Origin of the sequence: Novosphingobium kunmingense, assembly GCF_002813245.1 — a bacterium.
In the GTDB taxonomy this organism is placed as follows: Bacteria; Pseudomonadota; Alphaproteobacteria; order Sphingomonadales; family Sphingomonadaceae; genus Novosphingobium; species Novosphingobium kunmingense.
On the sequence record NZ_PHUF01000007.1, the window covers coordinates 139,034 to 158,270 of the forward strand.

A 19,237-nucleotide genomic window follows, 5' to 3' on the forward strand; every position below is an offset into this window, starting at 1 on the left:
GTATGGATCCTGTCAAAGTCCCGCCGGTTCGCGGTGTTGTGATTGGGCGTTGAGGCGGATGGTGGCGTTGGTCGCGCCGTATGCATCGTAGCCGCGGCGTTCGACCACTTCGAAGAACACGCGCTTGGCCACCGCCCGGCTGTAGAACTGGAAGTATTCGCCGTCCTTATCGCGGTCGTAGAGGATGTTAAGCCGGGCCATGCGTTCGACCAATGCGGGGTCGAGCGCGAAGCGCGCCTCGATATCGGCGTAGTAGTTGGGGCCGATCTCCAGCATCGGCAGGCCGGCCTCGGCGGCACGTTCGGCTGCGCCGAACACATCGCTGCTGGCAAAGGCGATATGCTGCACACCGGCGCCGAAATAATTGTGAATGAAGCGGCTCGACAGAGCGTTCGCCGCCATCGATCCGTTCAGCGTGAAGCGAACCCCGCGCGACGGCGTTTCGACCGCCTGGCTGTAGACGATGCCCATGGGGTCGGCGATCTCCAGCTGCGGGGTCTTGGTCATGTCGAACAGCGCGGTGTAGTAAAGCAGCCAGCTGAGGAATTCCTCATACTGCATCGTCTGCGCGATGTGATCGACCCTGGTGAGGTCGGACCGCGGCTGGCTTGCGCTGACGGGTTCCGGAAACTCGCTATTCCACATCGCCTCGCGCGATGATCCGTCGACGAGATACAACAGGCTGCCGCCGATGCCGCGCACGGCCGGGATGGCCCATTCATCGGGCGCGACGGGCTGTTCGAAGCGTTGCACGTCGAGGGCGCCAGCTCGCTCCAGCACGGCCTGCTGGTCGTTCACCGCAAGACCGATGGCGCAAACCGACCCCCCGTGGACGATGTCGAAGGAGTGGGCGAGGCCTTCGGGTTCGGAATTGATCACAAGATTGATGTCGCCCTGGCGCCAACGGACGACCGACTTCGACCGGTGCCGTCCGACCTCGACAAACCCCAGCGCGGCAAAATAGCGCGAAAACTCCTGCGCTTCGGCATGGCTGGCCGCAAATTCGATGAACTCGACATGCTGCGGTTCGACCGGCGCCGTAAGGCTGGGCGGCAGCCCGGCCAGGCGCTTGGACTGGTCTTCGAGCACGCGCAGACCGCGCAGGCCATCGCGGGCAACCTGTCCAGCGGAACCGGCGCGGAAGCGATCATTGAAGATCTCGAGACTCCAGTACCCTTCATAACCGATACGGCGGATCGCGGCGGCAAACTCAGCCAGGGGGAAATCGCCCTGCCCCGGCATGCAGCGGAAATGCCGGCTCCAGTTAAGCAGGTCCATGTCGAGCCGCGGAGCATCGGCCAGTTGAACGATGAACAATTTCTCGCCGCGAATATCGCCTATGCTCGACGATGGGATCTGGCGCGATAGCGAATGGAAGCTGTCGAGGCACAGCCCGAGCGAGGGATGATCCACGTCGCGGACCAACGACCAGGCATCGCGGTGATCGCTTGTATGCGGCGCCCAGGCCAGCGCCTCGTAGGCGATGCGCTTGCCATGCTTGCCCGCCAGATCCGCGATGCGCCCAAGGTCGTCGACCAACCGGTTGCGTTCGCCGCTCGCCTCTGGCGAACAGTTCGAACAGAGCAGGACAAGGTCGGTGCCGAGATCGTCCATCACCGCGAACTTGCGGCGCATCCGTTCAAGAGCGCGTTCGGACAGCTCCGGTGGCAGCCCTTCGAAGTCCCGGAAAGGCTGGAAGATCGTGCATGCCAGGCCAAGATCCACCATGACGCGGCCAATCTCCGCCGACGATTGCGGCGCCGACAGCAGGTCGTTCTCGAAGATCTCCGCACCGTCGAAGCCGCGATCGGCGATGCTGGCCAGCTTCTCCACAAGTGTTCCGCTGAGCGAAACGGTCGCGATGGAAGTCTTCATGTCCTTGCTCCTGGATGCTGTTCGGCGTCAAGAACGCCGAGCATCCGGGCTAACATGTGTTCGCGGTCGGGCGTTAGTCCGGTGAAGTGCCGGAAGGCTTCGGCCGCCTGGCCGATAACCATCGACACCCCGTTGGCAACCCTTTGCCCGTTCGCCTTCGCGGCCGAAAGCAACTGGGTCTGCAACGGGAAATAGATGATATCGGCGAGCCATTGGTCCCCGTGCATCAAGGCAGGATCGAACGGCACTCCCGGCAGGCTGGCCATGCCGATGGGGGTTGCGTTGACGACGCCCGCCGCCCCTGCGATTGCCTCGGCCGCGTCATCGGCAACTGTCAGGCGGCACTCCGGAAACGCCGTGGAGATCCGATTGGCAAGTTCGGCCGACCGGTTGCTGTCCGGATCGAACAGCCTCAGTTCCTTTACGCCTTTGTGAGCCAGGGCATAGGCCGTCGCAGATCCGGCACCGCCCGCTCCGACCTGGGCCACCATCGCGCCTCGGACGTCCCCTATTTCGCGTTCGATCATCCACGAGAAACCGACCCAGTCGGTATTCTCGCCGCGGACCGTTCCGTCGCGGAACACCAAGGTGTTTACCGCACCCAGGGTGGCAGCATCAGAGCTCAGGCTGTCGCACAGCGCCAAGGCCGCTTGCTTGAAGGGAAAGGTCACATTGCAGCCGGAAAAGCCGATGCCGCGCAGCAACGATACGATCCGGGGCAACTCCTCGTCACCCAGCCCAAGGGCGGCGAAATCCACGAGCCGATAGGCGAGCGGGATCTGCAGCCCGCGGCCTGCATCCTCGTGGATGCGCGGCGACCGGCTCGCAGCGATCCCGCGCCCGATCAGTCCCACCACATGGCTGCCAATATCGCTCATCGCCGTGACTGCACCATTCAGGAAAAGAGCGGGAGAGTCGCGAGCGGCTCTCCCGCAGTCAGTGTGGAACCTTACCGAAAGTCTCGGCCTCGCCGGTCGTTCGTTTGACCCACAACGCCATCGGGACCGTGTAGAACAGGTGCGAAAGAAACCCGCCGATCACGACCACCGGATCGAGATAGTCGGGGTGATCGTCACCGACCACGGCAATCGCCACGTGCATTACGATCCACAGCAGCGGCGCCATCAGCAGAGCGGCAAAGGTCGCTTCCCAGCCGCGGCGGCGCAATCCGGGCCAGGCCAGCGCGAACAAGGCCCCCCATACGGCTGCGAAACCGAAATGGATCGCGGTCCCAAGACCATAGCTGATCGCTCCGAGTTGGTCCTGGACGGCCTTGCCAAACACCAATCCCACGGCGTTGCGCGGGATGCCGGCAAGCGGAAGGAGGTGCTGGATCCCGACCCATACCATGGCCTCGTAGATCCAGATCACCACCCCTCCGAGGAGGCCGCCAAGGATGCCCGCGCGAAGCAGTTCACGCTTGTTCCGGGTCATGGCGAACCTCCTCAGCCTGCCGCTCAGAACTTGACCGAAACGGTGCCCCCGACATAGCGGTCGAAGTCCCGAGGCAGGGCCTGCGCCACGGCACCACCGCCCCCGACCGAGCCGGAAATGCGGCGCAAGCTGGCAACATAGTGTTCGTCGAACAGGTTCTTCACGTAGAGGCCGACCTTGATGTTTTCGCCGGGGAGCGTGACGTTGAGGGCGGCGTTTGCGACACCGAACGGATGGCGGATCCAGATCGAATTCGGGTTGGTAGCATCGGCCAGGTTCGTGAACAGGGTCGATCCGGTATGGGTGTAGTTGGCGTTCAGGTTGATCCCGAAATCACCCATCATCCAATCGTAGCTGCCGACGATCGTCCACTTCGACTCCGGCGCGTTCAGCGGGTTTCCGCCCTTGATGTTGTTGGTCGCGCTGAGGAACAGGTCGCCGAACTTGTTGTCGGAAAACAGGAAGTTGCCCGACAGTCGCAGCCCATCGATCGGACGGACGACGATTTCGCCTTCGATGCCCTTGGTGAACAGCTTGCCGGCCGAGCGCAGGACCGGCGGGCCCGAGCCGTCAGTGCCCTGCGACGAGGTCTGGTAACCCGAAAAGGTCGTGCTGTAGCCGGTGAGGTTCACCGTGACGCGGCGGTCGAGGAACTGCGACTTGACGCCGATTTCCCAGGCCTTCGACGTTTCCGGAGCGACCGGCGTATTGTCGAAACCGGCCTGGGTCACGAAGATGTCGGCATCGACCGCCGGCCCCTTGTAGCCGTGGGCCCACGACACATAGGCCATGACGTCGGGCGTGAACTCGTACTTGGCGGTTACGCGGCCAAGCACGTGATCGTTGCCATAGCTGCGGAACGCGTTGAACTGCGGGGTGCCGGCATTTGCACCCGGCGCCACCTGGCCGGCCGGATTCACCCCGGTGGGCGAACCGATGTGGTCGCCGTTGGGGCCGGTAACCTTGTGCAGATCGAATTCGATCTCGTCACGCACGTATCGAATGCCGCCGGTGAGGGTCAGCTGATCGGTCGGGTGGACATTGACGTTGGCGAAGGCGGCGTAGTTGATGTTGCGAACCCGCGCCTGCATGTCGGCCAGAACGTAGGCCGTGTCGCGGCTGACCACCACGGTCGTCGGCGTCGGGAAGGTCACGTTGCCCGCGATGTTCGAGCGCACCCCGGCAATGGTCAGGTCGCGGCCGGTCAGGGCGTTGTAGTAGAATAGCCCGGCGACGTAGTCGATCAGACCACCGGTCGGAGAGGTCAGGCGGACTTCCTGCGTGAAGGTCTTGTTGAACTCGTAGCTCTGGCTTTCGCCGCAGACCGGCTCGGTCGTGCTGCGCGTGGTCGTGCGGCACGAGAAGCTGAGCGGGTTGATCAGCAGGTTGTCCATCAGGGTCAGCGCCGCCGCCGGCGTGATTCCGGGATTGGTGGCGCGGAACAGTTCCGTCGGGGTGACGCCCGCGAAAGGCGCGTTGGTGCCGTCACGGTCGCGGATCGCGAAGTCGTTGTAGACGCGATAGGCGGTGATCGTCGTCAGCGAATGGTCGCCGATGCCGAAGTCCCCGGTCAGCGAGACGCCGCGGTTCTTCTGATAGCCTTCCTGCAGGGTATCGAAGTTGACGAAGGTGTTGTCCGGGCCGACCGGCGTGCCGGTAAAGGCGGCCGTGACGTTGCCCGATGCCGCGGCAATACGGATCGGTTCGCCGCAGCAGTCAGCGGTCCGTTTGCTCCAGTCGCCCGCCAGGGTGATGGTCGAACCGTCGATCGGCTCCCACAGCAGCTTGGCGCGCACGCCATAGGATTCGGAGTTGTTGATCGTCTTGTTGGTCTTGATGTCGCGGACGACGCCGTCTTCGGTGTGGTAGTAACCGAAGACGCGGAACGCGAGCTGATCGGTAATCGGACCGGTCAGCATCAGGTTGCCAAGGTATTCGCCATGCTCGGCGATGCCCGCTTCGGCCTTTCCGGCGAAGCGATCGCGGTTGGGCGCCGCGGTGGTGATCACGACCGCACCGGCCGACGCATTCTTGCCTTGAAGCGTGCCTTGCGGCCCGTTGAGGACTTCGACCCGTTCCAGATCGCCCAGCCCGTCGAAAACCGAGCCGACGCGGGTGTAGACGACGCCGTCGACGATCGTCGAGACCGACGGTTCGACGCCGACCGAGAAGCTTTCGGTGCCGATGCCGCGGATCGAGAAGTTGAAAAGGCGCGCCTCGTCGGCAGCCTGGAAGTTGAGCGTCGGAGAGATCTGGCCAAAGTCCTTGGGCGTGGTGATCGCCCGGTTGGCCAGGGTCTCGCCATCGACTGCCTGCACCGAAACTGCCACGTCCTGAAGCCGTTCGTTGCGCTTGTTCGCCGTCACGATGATCTCGCCGGGGGCAAGTTCGTCTGTCGGCGCTTCAACCGCCGAATCCCCTGCAGGAGCCGTCTGCGCCCACGATGGCGTAGCCACCGAGGCCAGCGCAACGCTGAGCGAAATCATGGAAATGCGCGAATAATCGGCCATCTGGCTATCCCCTCAAAACGTGCCGGTCAGGCGCCGGCATCACCGCGCTCCTAATAAACTGACCGTTTGGTATGTCAACAACAAACATTCTGGTTGGAATGTTATTGAAAGGTTCCGCCGCATTGGATAAAGCGCCTGCAACATGGGAGTAGAGGCATCTATCGGGCGAGCGCCGCGGCGCAGGCGCAACAAGGTTCGCGACGCAGACGCTACGCGTGACGAAATCCTTCTGGCAGCGACCGAGGAGTTTGCGGAAAAAGGGCTGTTCGGCGCCAGGGTTGAGGAAATCGCCGCCCGCACCGCCACCAGCAAGCACATGATCTACTACTACTTCGGCAGCAAGGACGGTCTCTATTCGGCCGTTCTCGAACGCGCCTACGAAGGGTTTCGATCGGCCGAGAACGCAGTGGATTACGATCTGCTCGAACCTGTGGAGGCGCTGCGCCTGCTGGTCGGCAACACCTTCGACGTGCACCTTGCCAATCCCGACACGATCCGGATCCTGATGTCGGAAAATCTCGACAACGCGCGTCATGCCAAGGCGATGGACCATTCCGGCCAGCGTCACCTGGTCCTGACCAAAACCAAGCGGATTCTGGATCGCGGGGTCGCCGAGGGTTTGTTTCGCAGCGACATCGACGCGCTGACCTTCCACCTGCTGATTAGTGCGTTCAGTTTCTTCTTCGTCGGTAACCGGCACACCTTCGGGACCGTTTTCGCGATCGACATGACCGACAAGGACTTCGTGGAAAGGCAGCGCGAAGAGCTGATCACCACGATGCTGTGCCGTTGCCGTGCCTGACTTTGCAGAACGGGCGATTTCGCTTGCGGCGTTGACCGTTCTCGAAGCGGGTCCGTTTGAACAGGTCCGGATCGCTCGGCGCTGCGGTTACTCCCACGTCGGCCTGCGTCCGGTGGCCGCGACGCCGGTCGAACCGCACACTGCCATTCTGTCCGATCGGCACCTGCGATCAGAATTGCGCGCCCTGCTGGATGGCGAGGGCATCGGCGTGCTTGACTGCGAGATCGTGCGCCTGACCGATGCGATCGACTGGGACGCGATGCAGGCGGTCATTGATTTCACGCAAGAATTCGGTTGCCGACTGCTGCTCGTCGCGGACAACGATCCCGATCCGGTCCGCAGCAGCGCCAGTCTCGCCAAGCTGGCCGAGCTTTCCCGCCCTGCCGGCGTCACGCCGTGTCTGGAGTTCATGCCCTGGACCTGCAGCCCGAACCTTGCCGCCGCCCGGGCGCGGATAGAGGATGTCCGCGGGGCCGCCCTGCTCATCGATGCCTTCCACCTTGCTCGTTCCGGCAGTTCGCCTTCCGATCTTGCCGACCGCGATCCTGACGTCGCGTACCTGCAGCTTTGCGACATTGCGGGCCCAGTGCCCGATCTTGATGCAATTCTCGACGAGGCGCGATCGAACCGTCTGTTCCCGGGCGAAGGCGATATTGATCTGCCGACCCTCCTGGCACGTTTTCCAGGTCTGCCGATAAGCCTGGAAGTGCCGGCCGACCGGCTCCGCGACGCCGGCGTGACGGCGCAGGAGCGGGCCCGGATGGCGTTCGACGCAGCGCGCACGTTACTGCACGCCGATGCCTGAAGCCCTGGAATGCGATCTGCTGGTCATCGGGTCGGGTGCCGCGGGACTGTGCGCAGCCGTGACCGGCGCGATCAAGGGCTTGGACGTGATCGTTGCCGAACGGGCAGCGGTGCTGGGCGGAACGACCGCATGGTCGGGTGGCTGGATGTGGTTGCCGCGCAACGCACTTGCTCGTGCCGCCGGGATCGACGAACCGCTCAACGCGCCCCGTTCCTATCTTGCCGACGTTCTCGGCAATCGCTTCGACCCGGAGCGGATCGATGCGTTTCTTTCCGCCGCACCGGACATGGTCGATTTCCTGACAGAGCACGGGTTCGTGTTCGAAGCGGGTAACCGGATCTGCGACATCTACGGGGATCGGCCCGGCGCGGGTACAGGCGGGCGTTCGCTCATCGCGGCACGGTTCGACGCCCGCCGGCTCGGCAAGCGCATCGCCCTGTTACGGGAAACCAAGCGCGAAACCGCCTTTGCCGGCATGCCGATCCAGGCCGGACCCGATCTGGCGGCCTTCCTGACCGCGACGCGCAAGGCAGGCTCTGCGTTTCACGCCGCGAAGCGCGTCGCGCTGCACCTGCGCGACTTGCTGACCACAGGACGCGCCATGCACCTCGTGAACGGCGTGGCGCTCATTGCCCGGCTGTTCGAACTGGGCGACCGGCATGCAGTGCGCTGGTTGACCGGCACTTCGGCGGTCGACTTGATCGCGCGGAATGGCCGGGTCGTGGGGGCTCGCCTGGCATCGGCCGAGGGTCGCCCGACGGTCATCGCGCGCAAAGGCGTGGTCCTCGCGACCGGCGGCTTTTCCTCTTCTGCGGACTGGCGTTCGCGATTGTTTCCGCACCCGGCCCTGCACGAAACGCTAACCGTGCCCGAAGCGGACGGCAGCGGCGCCGCCCTCGCCCAGGCCATCGGCGGCACGCTTTCGACCGAGGTGGCGGCAACCGGCGCCTGGTGCCCGGTATCGCGCGTGACGTGGCCGGACGGAACCTGCGGCGTCTTCCCGCACATTGTCGAACGCGGGAAACCGGGCGTGATCGCAGTCCTCCAGAACGGCCGCCGCTTCGTGAACGAAGCCAACGGCTATCACGATTTTATCGACGCCCTGTTTTCCGCAACGGCCGAAGGCGACGCGCCTCGCGCCTGGCTCGTCTGCGACGACCGTTTTCTACGCCGCTGGGGCCTGGGCATCGTGAAGCCCGATCCGGTGCCAGCCAGCCACTGGCGCAGAACCGGATACCTGAAATCGGCCCGATCTGTCGAAGCGTTGGCACGGCTCTGCGGAATCGAGCGCGCTTTGCTCGATACCGTCGATGCCTACAACCGCGGTGCGCGCGAGGGACTGGATCCCGAATTCGGCCGCGGAGGAACACCCTACAACCGCTATCAGGGCGATCCGGACCGCAGCCCCAACCCCAACGTCGCTCCTATCGAGCACGGCCCCTTTCACGCGGTTGAGGTGATCCCGGGCAGCTTCGGCAGTTTCGCAGGCCTGCGCACCAACGGCGCCGCGCAGGTCCTCGACCAGACTGGCACTGAAATCGCCGGACTTTATGCCGCCGGAGCCGACGCCGCCAGTCTGATGGGCGGGCATTATCCGGCAGGGGGAATCAACCTCGGCCCGGCAATGTGCTTCGGCTACATCGCTGCCCTGCACGCAGCAGGCGCGCAGGTAGCATCAGTCTAAGGCGAACTGGTTTCCACTTGGCGGAGTTCGGACGTTAAAGCGGTCAGCCCAGCGCGCAGAGATCTGCCACGGAATGAAGTCCTCGATGTCCCGGTCGGTTGCATGTCACCGCCATCGCTCCTCAGCCATTGCTGACGCCTAGGAGTAGGTTGCGCTGTTTTTTGGGGCAGATGGAACTGCGAAGCGGAACTTAATCCGTGCGAACTGGTTTTCCAATCGGGGTCGCGCGCTTGCCAAAATCGCGTTGGGATTCGTTCGCAATGAATTCTCGCCGGTTGGTGCGGACGAACACTCCAGGGAGATGGGGAAGTGGCGTCATCGCAGGAAGTCGAAAATTGCGCGCAGCTGCGCGAAAGCCTCATCGCGGCTTTGACACGTTTGCGAGAAGGCGATTTCACCGTCCGCCTCGCGCTGGATACCACCGATCCGCGCGATGAAGAAATCGCTGTCCTGTTCAATCAGGTTGTCGGACTTAACGAGACGATCACCGACGAGTTCAATCGCGTCGCCAAGGTGGTGGGCAAGGAGGGCGAGATCACCCAGCGCGCCAATGTGAAAGGTGCGGCTGGCGGTTGGCAGATGAAGCTCAACGCCGTTAATGAACTTGTCGACGACATGGTTCAGCCCATTACCGAGGTCGCCCGCGTCATAGGCGCGGTCGCCGAAGGCGACCTGTCGCAGCGCATGTCGGTCGAGATCGATGGCCGCGGCCTCAAGGGCGAATTCCTGCGAATTGGCAAGGTCGTCAATACGATGGTCGACCAGCTCGGCTCTTTCGCCTCGGAAGTGACGCGCGTGGCGCGCGAGGTGGGTACTGAAGGCAAGCTCGGTGGGCAGGCACGGGTGAAGGGCGTGGCCGGTACCTGGCGCGACCTGACCGAGAATGTAAACCTTATGGCCGAGAACCTTACAGGCCAGGTTCGCAACATCGCCGAAGTGACGACCGCGGTGGCCCGCGGCGATCTTTCGAAAAAGATAACCGTCGACGTGAAGGGCGAAATCCTCGAGTTGAAGGTGACCGTCAACACGATGGTCGACCAGCTCAACGCCTTTGCCAGCGAAGTGACCCGCGTGGCGCGCGAAGTGGGTACCGAGGGAAAGCTGGGGGGCCAAGCAGAAGTGCCCGGCGTTGCTGGCACTTGGGCAGATCTGACCGACAACGTGAATCTGATGGCGGCCAACCTGACCGGCCAGGTGCGCAACATCGCAGAAGTAACGACCGCCGTGGCCCGCGGCGATCTGTCCAAGAAAATCACGGTGGAAGTGCGCGGAGAGATCGCGGAGCTTAAGAACACGATCAACACGATGGTCGACCAGCTCAACTCCTTCGCCTCCGAAGTGACGCGCGTCGCGCGCGAGGTCGGCACCGAAGGCCGCCTCGGCGGTCAGGCGCGGGTGGAAGGTGTCGGCGGTACGTGGAAGGACTTGACCGATAACGTGAATGAACTGGCCGCAAACTTGACGGGCCAGGTGCGCAACATCGCCGAAGTGACCACCGCGGTCGCGCTGGGGGATCTCTCCAAGAAGATCACCGTCGATGTGAAGGGCGAGATCGCAGAGCTCAAAAACACGATCAACACGATGGTCGATCAGCTTAACTCCTTCGCCTCTGAAGTGACCCGCGTCGCGCGCGAGGTCGGCTCGGAAGGCAAGCTTGGTGGACAGGCCGAAGTGCCCGGAGTCGCAGGTACCTGGGCCAATCTCACGAACAATGTGAACGAACTCGCCGCGAACTTGACCGGCCAGGTGAGGAACATCGCCGAAGTGACCACCGCAGTTGCGCGCGGTGACCTATCCAAGAAAATTACGGTCGATGTGAAGGGCGAGATTCTCGAGCTCAAGGGCACCATCAACACGATGGTCGACCAGCTCAATTCTTTCGCATCCGAAGTGACGCGCGTGGCGCGCGAGGTTGGCACCGAGGGCAAGCTTGGCGGCCAGGCGACCGTGCCGGGCGTTGGTGGCACATGGAAAGACCTCACCGAGAACGTTAATCTCATGGCCGACAACCTCACCGGCCAGGTGCGCAACATCGCCGAAGTGACTACCGCCGTGGCGCGCGGAGACCTTTCCAAGAAGATCACCGTCGACGTTAAGGGCGAAATCCTTGAGCTCAAGAACACTGTCAACGTGATGGTGGATCAGCTCAACTCGTTCGCATCCGAAGTGACCCGCGTGGCGCGCGAGGTCGGGACCGAGGGCAAGCTGGGCGGTCAGGCCGAAGTGCCGGGCGTGGGCGGCACGTGGAAGGATCTGACCGACAATGTGAACCTGATGGCGACCAACTTGACCAATCAGGTGCGCGGTATCGCCGACGTTGTGACCGCGGTCGCGCAGGGAGATCTCAAACGTAAGTTGACCGTGGACGCGAAGGGCGAAATCGCCGCCCTCGCCGAAACCATCAACGGCATGATCGAAACTCTGTCCACCTTCGGCGACCAGGTGACCAACATGGCGCGCGAGGTGGGTGTCGAGGGACGACTTGGCGGACAGGCGCGCGTGCCCGGTGCCGCCGGGCTTTGGCGCGACCTCACCGACAACGTGAACCAGTTGGCGGCGAACCTCACCAATCAGGTGCGCTCGATCGCCGAGGTCGCGACCGCGGTGACCAAGGGCGACCTTACCCGGTCCATTTCGGTGGAGGCGTCGGGGGAAATGGCCTCGCTCAAGGACACGATCAACGAGATGATCGTGAACCTCAAAGACCAGACGCTCAAGAACGCCGAGCAGGACTGGCTCAAGACCAACCTCGCCCGTTTCAGCCGCATGCTGCAGGGCGAGCGCGATCTCGCAACGATCTCCAACCTTATCATGAGCGAGCTCGCGCCGCTTGTGAACGCGCAGTACGGCGTGTTCTACGTCGCCAACGATACAGATGGTCCAAGTGGATCACTCGATCTCGTTGCCAGCTATGGCGCAGGCCATGCGGACGAGATGAAGTCGCGCTTTTCGTTTCGCGAAGGCCTGATCGGCCAGGCGGCAGCTGACAAGCGGCCGATGCGCCTCGATAATGTCCCAGGCGATTACATCCGTATCGGCTCTGGCCTCGTTGAAGGCCGCCCGGCTCACGTCAATATCCTTCCAGCCCTGTTTGAGGACGAGGTCAAGGCGGTCATCGAACTCGCGTCCTTCGAAGAGTTCAACGAGACCCACCACAGCTTCCTGACCCAGCTCATGGAAACAGTCGGCATCGTACTCAACACGATCGCCGCGACCATGCGAACCGAGGAACTGCTTAAGGAATCGCAGCTCCTCACCCAGGAACTGCAGACACGTCAATCCGAGCTGACGATCAAACAGGAAGAGCTGCACAATACCAACGAGGAACTGCAGGAAAAGGCGCAGTTGCTCGAAAACGAGAAGAAGCAGGTCGAGGCGAAGAACTTCGAGATTGAGATGGCCCGTCGCGCGGTCGAGGAAAAGGCCGAGCAGCTTGCTCTGACTTCGAAATACAAGAGCGAATTCCTCGCAAACATGAGCCACGAACTGCGTACGCCGCTCAATTCGCTACTAATCCTGTCGAAGCTGCTGGCCGATAACCAGGGCGGAAACCTCAACGAGAAACAGACCGAATTCGCGCGAACTATCCACGGCGCGGGAAGCGACCTACTGAACCTTATCAACGATATCCTGGATCTGTCGAAGATCGAATCTGGCACGGTGTCGATCGAACTCGGTGACATGCCGCTCGCTGCGCTCCAGCAACACATGGAGCGCACGTTCCGCCAGCTAGCTTCGGAAAAAGGGCTCGATTTCGAAGTGCATTTCTCACCAGAATTGCCCGGTTCGATTCACACGGACGAGAAGCGACTGCAGCAGGTCGTGCTCAATCTTCTCTCGAATGCGTTCAAGTTCACCGCGCACGGAAAGGTCGAACTCGATGTCAGGATCGCAGCGTCGGGATGGAACACAACTCATCCAGTCCTGCGAGATGTGACCGAAGCGCTGGCGATCTCCGTGAGCGACACCGGGATCGGCATTCCATCCGACAAACAACGGCTGATCTTTGAGGCCTTCCAGCAGGCCGACGGAACCACCAGCCGCAAGTATGGCGGCACCGGACTCGGCCTTTCAATCAGCCGCGAGATTGCCGGTCTCCTCGGTGGCGAGCTTCAGGTTCAATCCAGGTCAGGCGAGGGGTCCACGTTCACACTGTTCCTGCCCCTTCGCGCAGCCAGCGCGCCAGCGTTGTCGCATCCGGTGGCTGGCATCGCTCCGGCGCCCCTCCCCGTCGCAGAACCGACGGACGACCGCAGCAACCTCGGCAAGGATGCCGTCGTCCTCATCGTGGAGGACGACCCCGCCTTCGCGTCGATCCTGCTCGACATGGTCCATGAGGAAGGACTCAAGGGAGTGATCTCGCCGACCGGCAGCGGCGCGACCGCGCTCGCCCGCAAGATCAAACCTGCCGCCATCACGCTTGACCTGGGTCTTAGCGACATGGACGGTTTCGTCCTGCTCGATCTGCTCCGCGGCGATTCTGAGACCGCAGCGATCCCGATCTACGTCATTTCCGGTGGGGACCGTGCCGAGGACGCTCGCAGCTTGGGTGCGACCGACGTTATCGAAAAGCCTGTCGAGCGCGAGCGTCTGACAGAACTCTTCAGGGGCGTGGCACAACGCAAACCGCGTAAGCAAGGCTCAGCGAAAGCCCGCAAGAAGGTCGCCTTCCCGGCCAACGAATTGGCCGGCAAGAAAATCCTCATCGTCGATGACGACATCCGCAACATCTATTCGCTAACCAGCGTGCTCGAAGCGCGCGGTGCCGCCGTCATGCACGCGGAGCGCGGTCAGGAGGCGATCGATCTGCTTGAAAGCCATCCCGACATCAATGCCGCACTGATCGACATCATGATGCCCGAAATGGACGGCTACGAAACGATTAAGCGTATCAGGTCCAAGCCGCGCATCGCCGACATTCCGCTGGTCGCGGTAACTGCCAAGGCCATGGTCGGAGATCGCCAGAAATGCCTCGAAGCCGGAGCCGACGACTATGTCGCCAAGCCGGTCGACGTCGACGTTCTGATGGCGCTTTTACGGGTGACGTTCGAAAGGGCCGCGCTTAAGCAACCCAATGGTCGCCGCACCAAGAGGGTTGCTGCGTGAGCCAAGCCGGCATCAGTGAAAGCCCTGCGAAAATCCTGATCGTCGACGATGACGACCGCAACCTGCTCGCCTTGTCGGAAGTCCTTGCGCCGATTGCCGAAGTCGTCTGCGCCATCTCTGGCCGCGACGCCCTGCGACAGTTGCTGCGCGAGGAATTCGCCGTCATCCTTCTCGACGTGTTCATGCCTGATCTTGATGGATACGAGACCGCCGCGCTTATCCGCCAGCGTGAGCAGACCGCGCGGACACCGATCATCTTCTTGTCTGCCGTGAACAAGGAAACCGAGCACCTGATGCGCGGTTACGAGATGGGCGCGGTCGATTACGTATTTAAGCCGGTCGATCCGGTGGTCATCAAATCAAAGGTCGCCGTGTTCGTCGATTTGTTTCGCACTCGGCGCCAGCTTGAAACCAGCGAAAAGCGGCAGACATCGATTCTGCGCGCACTGCCGATGGCGATCTACGAGATTACCGAGCGCAATGGCGAGATGGTTCGCCGGTTCCGCGGCGGCGATCTTGTTCATTTTCTCGGCGACGAGGCGGAGTCGGTGCTCACCGGAGAACGCGAATGGCAGGAATGGGTCCACCCGGACGACCGTCTGCGCCTATCACAAGATGCCGACCCTGGTAACGAGAGCGTCGTGGTCGAATACCGATGGATCGGACCTCGCGGATCACGCCACCATATTCTCGACCAGCGGGTGCGAACCGGCAGCGGTAATGCCCATGGCTGGGCCGGGTCGCTGCTCGATATTACCGAGCGTAAAGAACTCGAGGCCCGGTTGGTCCATGCCGGAAAGCTCGACGCATTGGGCCAGCTCACGGGAGGCGTCGCGCACGATTTCAACAATCTCCTCGCGGCCATGCTGGGCGGGATCAGCATCCTCGAGCGCAGGCTGGAATTGGGCGAGCGCGAGCAGCTTGTAGTCGATCAGATGCGCCACGCTGCAACGCAGGGGACCGAACTGGTGAGGCGCATGATGGCATTTGCCCGCCAGCAGGATCTGACCCCGACCAGTATCGACCCGGCAAGCCTGTGCGAATCGGTGGCCGGGCTTGTCAGCAACACCCTCGGCGGCAAGATCGAAGTCGTCTGGAATTGCCCCGACGCGGTCCACAACCTGTTCGTCGATCGTGGCCAACTGGAACTAGCAGTAATGAACCTCATCATCAACGCCCGCGATGCAATGCCGGATGGCGGCACAATTCAGGTCTCGATTTCCGAAGGAAAGACAGCCGACCCCGACAAGCCGATGCTGAGCATCGTCGTCGCGGACACCGGGACGGGCATACCCGATGACATCCTCACCAAGGTCATCGAACCGTTCTTCACCACCAAGGAAGCTGGCAAGGGCACCGGCCTCGGCCTGTCGATGGTATCTGGCTTCGCCCACCAGTCTGGCGGGGAAATCCGCATCGACAGCAAGGTCGGCAAGGGTACACGCATCGAACTTATCCTGCCGGCGACCAGATCCGCTGTGAACGAAGGCGTTCCGGCTCACGGCTCGGGCGAAAACCTCGACTGGATCAAGGGCAAGGCATTCGTTTTGATCGACGACGACGATGCAGTCCGTGTTGTTCTCGGCGAACAGCTACGCGATGCCGGTGGAACTGTGCGCGATTTTGCCAGCGGCAATGCCGCGATAGCGGACATCGAGCGCGATAGGGAGGCTGTTGATTTCGTACTTAGTGACTTCGCAATGCCGGGCCTCGACGGGATCAAGACCCTGCAAAAGATCGGCGAACTGCTCCCGGAGGCTCGGCGAGCGCTGATGACAGGAAACGCCGACGATCCACGCCTGACAATCACCGAGGACATTCCGGTCCTCCGCAAGCCGCTGAGCCTCCAGCAGTTATCGGAAGTCATGATTGCGTAGAGAGCAGGGCTTCATGCAACCGTGGCAACTGGCCAAAAGGCAGCGATCATATTGCCGCCGGCGTGACGTGACCCCCTGATTTCCACCAGCACGGATTAGAGCCCGGCCTGATGGAAGGACGGACAGATGAAGCGACTGAGGTTCACGGATGGGCAGATCATTGGCGTGTTGAAGGAAGCTGAGGCGGGTGCGGAGATCGGCGATCTTGCTCGTCGGCACGGCGTGTCGGAAGCGACGATCTACAACTGGAAGGCCAAGTATGGCGGGCTCGAGGTGTCGGACGCGAAGCGGCTAAGGGCGCTCGAGGACGTGAACGCCAAGCTGAAGCGGCTGCTGAACGAAGCCATGCTGGACAATGCCGGCCTGAAGGACCTTCTCGCAAAAAAAGTTGGTGACGCCCGCTGCGAAGCGAGAGGCGGTCGCTCGTCTCCAGATGGCTCTGGGGATGAGCGAGCGGCGGGCGTGCCGTGTTATCGGCGCTGACCGCAAGAGCATGCGCTACCGGTCGCAACGGGATGATGATGCCGATCTTCGGTCGAAGCTGCGCGAGCTTGCGCAGCAGCGCCGCCGGTTCGGCTATCGCCGGCTGCACATCTTGTTGCGGCGGAAGGGCGTGGAGGATCAACCGCAAGAAGACGCAGCGGCTCTACTTTGACTACACCTGCCCGCCCATCACGCGAGCATCCGTACCGTTGGCTCCCGGGCCCAGTGGCGTTTGGTACCGACGCTGACAAACTCTTCGGGTAGGCAAACCCCTTCGCCTGGCTCGACGTTCGCCTTGGGGAACAGATGCTTCTGCGTCCCCGGGCAGCCGGCCACCGTCTTGCAGTGGACATAGGCGTCGGCAAACCATTGCACCGCTCCAGCGTCCTTCGACAGCTTTTCGGCGGCATCCATCGGCATGGTCGCAACGACCGCGTCGAACAAGACCGAAGGCGAACCGGCAAGCTGCCCGTCGGCCTTCATCGTGCCGCCCTTTAGCCTGATCTCGCCAACCTTCGGCGCGACAGTGAAGACAGTGGCACCCTTTGCCTCGATGTCCTTCTTCAGCTTTTCGATCATCGCCTTGTCGGAGCCCTCGGCATAGAGCAGCCCGACCTTGCGCCCTTCCATGGTGTCCATGGATTGCTGCTGGATCGACAGCGCAGGGCTGGCGTCCATGTCGATCGGCTTGACCGCAGGCTTTGCAGCGGCCGGAAGTTCCGTTGCCAGACCCGCGGCAACGCGTTTGGCCAGATCCTCGTCGATGTTGCGCAGGCGCGACAGGACACGGGTTCGCACGTGCTCGAGCGTCACCTTGCTCAATTCGAAGACGAGCGCGCTGGCGATGTGGGCCTGCTCGTTCTCGGTCTGCGAGCGGTAGAACAGGCGCGCCTGGCTGTAATGGTCGGCAAAGGTTTCGCTGCGCAGCCGCAGCTTGCCGTCTTCCGCATAACTGTCATCGCGCGCCTGGAAGCTGGTAAAGCCCGTTTCGGGGCATTCGCGCGGGCCGCCATCCTCACCCGCCTCGGCAAGACTGTTGGGCTCGTAATTGGCGCGGCCCTTGGGGACGAGCGTTTGCATCAGCCCGTCACGCTGCATGTTGTGGAACGGGCATTTGGGGGCGTTGATCGGAATCTGGTGAAAGTTGGTCGTGCCCAGACGCGACTTCTGCGTGTCCATGTAGGAGAACAGCCGTCCCTGCAGCAGCGGATCGTTCGAAAAGTCTATGCCAGGGACGACGTTGGTCGGAAGGAACGCGACCTGCTCCGTCTCGGCGAAGAAGTTGTCGACATTGCGATTGAGAGTCATCCGGCCAACGACGCGGACCGGGAGAACTTCCTCTGGAATCAGCTTGGTCGCGTCGAGCACATCGTATGGCTGCTGCCCGGCCCACTCCTCGTCAAACACCTGCACACCCAGATCCCAGGCCGGAAAATTTCCGGAATCGATGGCCTCGAACAGGTCGCGGCGGTGGAAATCCGGATCGGCACCGGCAATCTTCACCGCCTCGTCCCAGGTGGTCGATTCAAGGCCGAGCACCGGCTTCCAGTGGAACTTCACGAACTGCGACTGGCCCTTGTCATTCACCAGCCGAAACGTGTGGACGCCGAAGCCTTCGATATTGCGCAGGGTGCGCGGTATGCCGCGGTCCGACATGGCCCACATGATCATGTGCATCGCTTCAGGCATCAGGCCGATGAAGTCCCAGAACGTATCATGCGCGCTGCCTGCCTGCGGATAGCCACGATCGGCCTCCATCTTCACCGAATGGACCAAGTCGGGGAACTTGATCGCGTCCTGGATGAAAAAGACCGGGATGTTGTTGCCCACCAGATCCCAGTTGCCCTGCTCGGTGTAGAACTTGACTGCGAAGCCGCGCACGTCGCGCGGCGTATCGATACTGCCCGCACCGCCCGCGACGGTCGAGAAGCGGACGAAGACCGGACAGGTTGCCCCTTTTTCCGAAAGGATCGCGGCGCTGGTCAGCTCGGCAATGGGATCTGTGCATTCGAACACGCCGTGCGCGCCGGAACCGCGTGCGTGGACAATACGCTCGGGAATGCGTTCGTGGTCGAAGTGAAAGATCTTTTCGCGCAGCACGAAGTCTTCAAGCAGCGTCGGCCCGCGCCTGCCGGCCTTCAGGCTGTTCTGGTTATCCGAAATCCGCACCCCGTGATTGGTGGTCAGGTGCGCGGGCGCGTCGGCATGGTCGCTGTCATGCGCGATGTGCTGATGGGTTTCACCGCCATTGCCGGTGGCCACCGTGCCTTCGTGCCTGCCGGAGCCGGGCGCATGCTCGCGAAGGGTGTTGACGGTGGCGGGTGATGGCTGCGGCCTCTTGGCCATGAGAATCTCCGGTTCAGTCTGATGAGTTACCTTGAGAAATCTCCCGGTCGGCGCTCGGTTCCCTCTGCTGCTGAATATGCTGCCGGCAAGAGCTGTCAGTCCGGGTCGAACTGCTCCTTGATTAGCCCCTAGCTTGCGTAACGAGACCCCTACTCACCCTCTGAAAGAGGCCAGGAACTTTAGGTCGGTCTAGTAGTTGGAACGCTCGGTTCACATTTCTAACGGCGCTCAGCAGCATGAAAGTTCACACGGTAGAAAGGTGATATTTCAGTACGTTGCAGTATACCGACTTGATCGCGCCATGTCGGTTCTGCA

Annotated in this window: 10 protein-coding genes and 1 pseudogene; 6 read left to right on the forward strand and 5 right to left on the reverse strand. The window is 62.3% G+C overall.

Annotated elements, in window-relative coordinates:
* Positions 1–12: 12 nt before the first annotated feature.
* The 4 genes from B0I00_RS16290 to B0I00_RS16305 are packed head-to-tail and all read right to left on the reverse strand — an operon-like array spanning position 13 to position 5,819.
* On the reverse strand, positions 13–1,875 hold the full coding sequence (locus B0I00_RS16290; RefSeq protein ID WP_100868465.1) for a bifunctional sugar phosphate isomerase/epimerase/4-hydroxyphenylpyruvate dioxygenase family protein: 1,863 nt from the start codon (positions 1,873–1,875) through the stop codon (positions 13–15).
* The gene (locus B0I00_RS16295) at positions 1,872–2,753 is read right to left on the reverse strand and encodes a shikimate dehydrogenase (RefSeq protein WP_100868466.1); all 882 of its coding nucleotides are present in this window, start codon (positions 2,751–2,753) and stop codon (positions 1,872–1,874) included. Before B0I00_RS16295 ends, B0I00_RS16290 begins: the two co-directional genes overlap by 4 nt.
* 58 nt (positions 2,754–2,811) lie before the next feature.
* Positions 2,812–3,309, reverse strand: coding sequence for a hypothetical protein (locus B0I00_RS16300; protein WP_198519282.1), 498 nt, complete (start codon positions 3,307–3,309; stop codon positions 2,812–2,814).
* A 23-nt stretch (positions 3,310–3,332) separates the two neighbouring features.
* Entirely contained in the window at positions 3,333–5,819 is a 2,487-nt protein-coding gene (locus B0I00_RS16305) for a TonB-dependent receptor (RefSeq protein WP_100868467.1), read from the reverse strand.
* Positions 5,820–5,961: 142 nt separating this feature from the next.
* On the opposite strand from B0I00_RS16305, the gene B0I00_RS16310 reads away from it, so the two are divergent.
* The 6 genes and pseudogenes from B0I00_RS16310 to B0I00_RS16335 form a co-directional block, all read left to right on the forward strand.
* Entirely contained in the window at positions 5,962–6,621 is a 660-nt protein-coding gene (locus B0I00_RS16310; protein WP_100868468.1) for a TetR family transcriptional regulator, read from the forward strand.
* 31 nt (positions 6,622–6,652) lie between these two features.
* Positions 6,653–7,426, forward strand: coding sequence for a sugar phosphate isomerase/epimerase family protein (locus B0I00_RS16315; RefSeq protein WP_198519283.1), 774 nt, complete (start codon positions 6,653–6,655; stop codon positions 7,424–7,426).
* Positions 7,419–9,110, forward strand: a complete 1,692-nt coding sequence (locus B0I00_RS16320) for an FAD-dependent oxidoreductase (protein ID WP_100868470.1) — start codon at positions 7,419–7,421, stop codon at positions 9,108–9,110. Before B0I00_RS16315 ends, B0I00_RS16320 begins: the two co-directional genes overlap by 8 nt.
* A 309-nt stretch (positions 9,111–9,419) precedes the next feature.
* The gene (locus B0I00_RS16325) at positions 9,420–14,216 is read left to right on the forward strand and encodes a HAMP domain-containing protein (RefSeq protein WP_100868471.1); all 4,797 of its coding nucleotides are present in this window, start codon (positions 9,420–9,422) and stop codon (positions 14,214–14,216) included.
* Positions 14,213–16,093: a response regulator gene (locus B0I00_RS16330; RefSeq protein WP_232730321.1), complete on the forward strand. Its 1,881-nt coding sequence runs from the start codon at positions 14,213–14,215 to the stop codon at positions 16,091–16,093. The genes B0I00_RS16325 and B0I00_RS16330 overlap by 4 nt, the downstream gene beginning before the upstream one ends.
* A 126-nt stretch (positions 16,094–16,219) precedes the next feature.
* Positions 16,220–16,743, forward strand: a pseudogene (locus B0I00_RS16335) (transposase); the annotation flags it as partial.
* Between the two features lie 22 nt (positions 16,744–16,765).
* Here the strand turns inward: B0I00_RS16335 and B0I00_RS16340 are convergent.
* Positions 16,766–18,922 carry a catalase gene (locus B0I00_RS16340; protein ID WP_100868472.1) on the reverse strand — a complete coding sequence of 719 codons (2,157 nt, stop codon included), beginning with the start codon at positions 18,920–18,922 and terminating at the stop codon, positions 16,766–16,768.
* Positions 18,923–19,237: the final 315 nt, after the last annotated feature.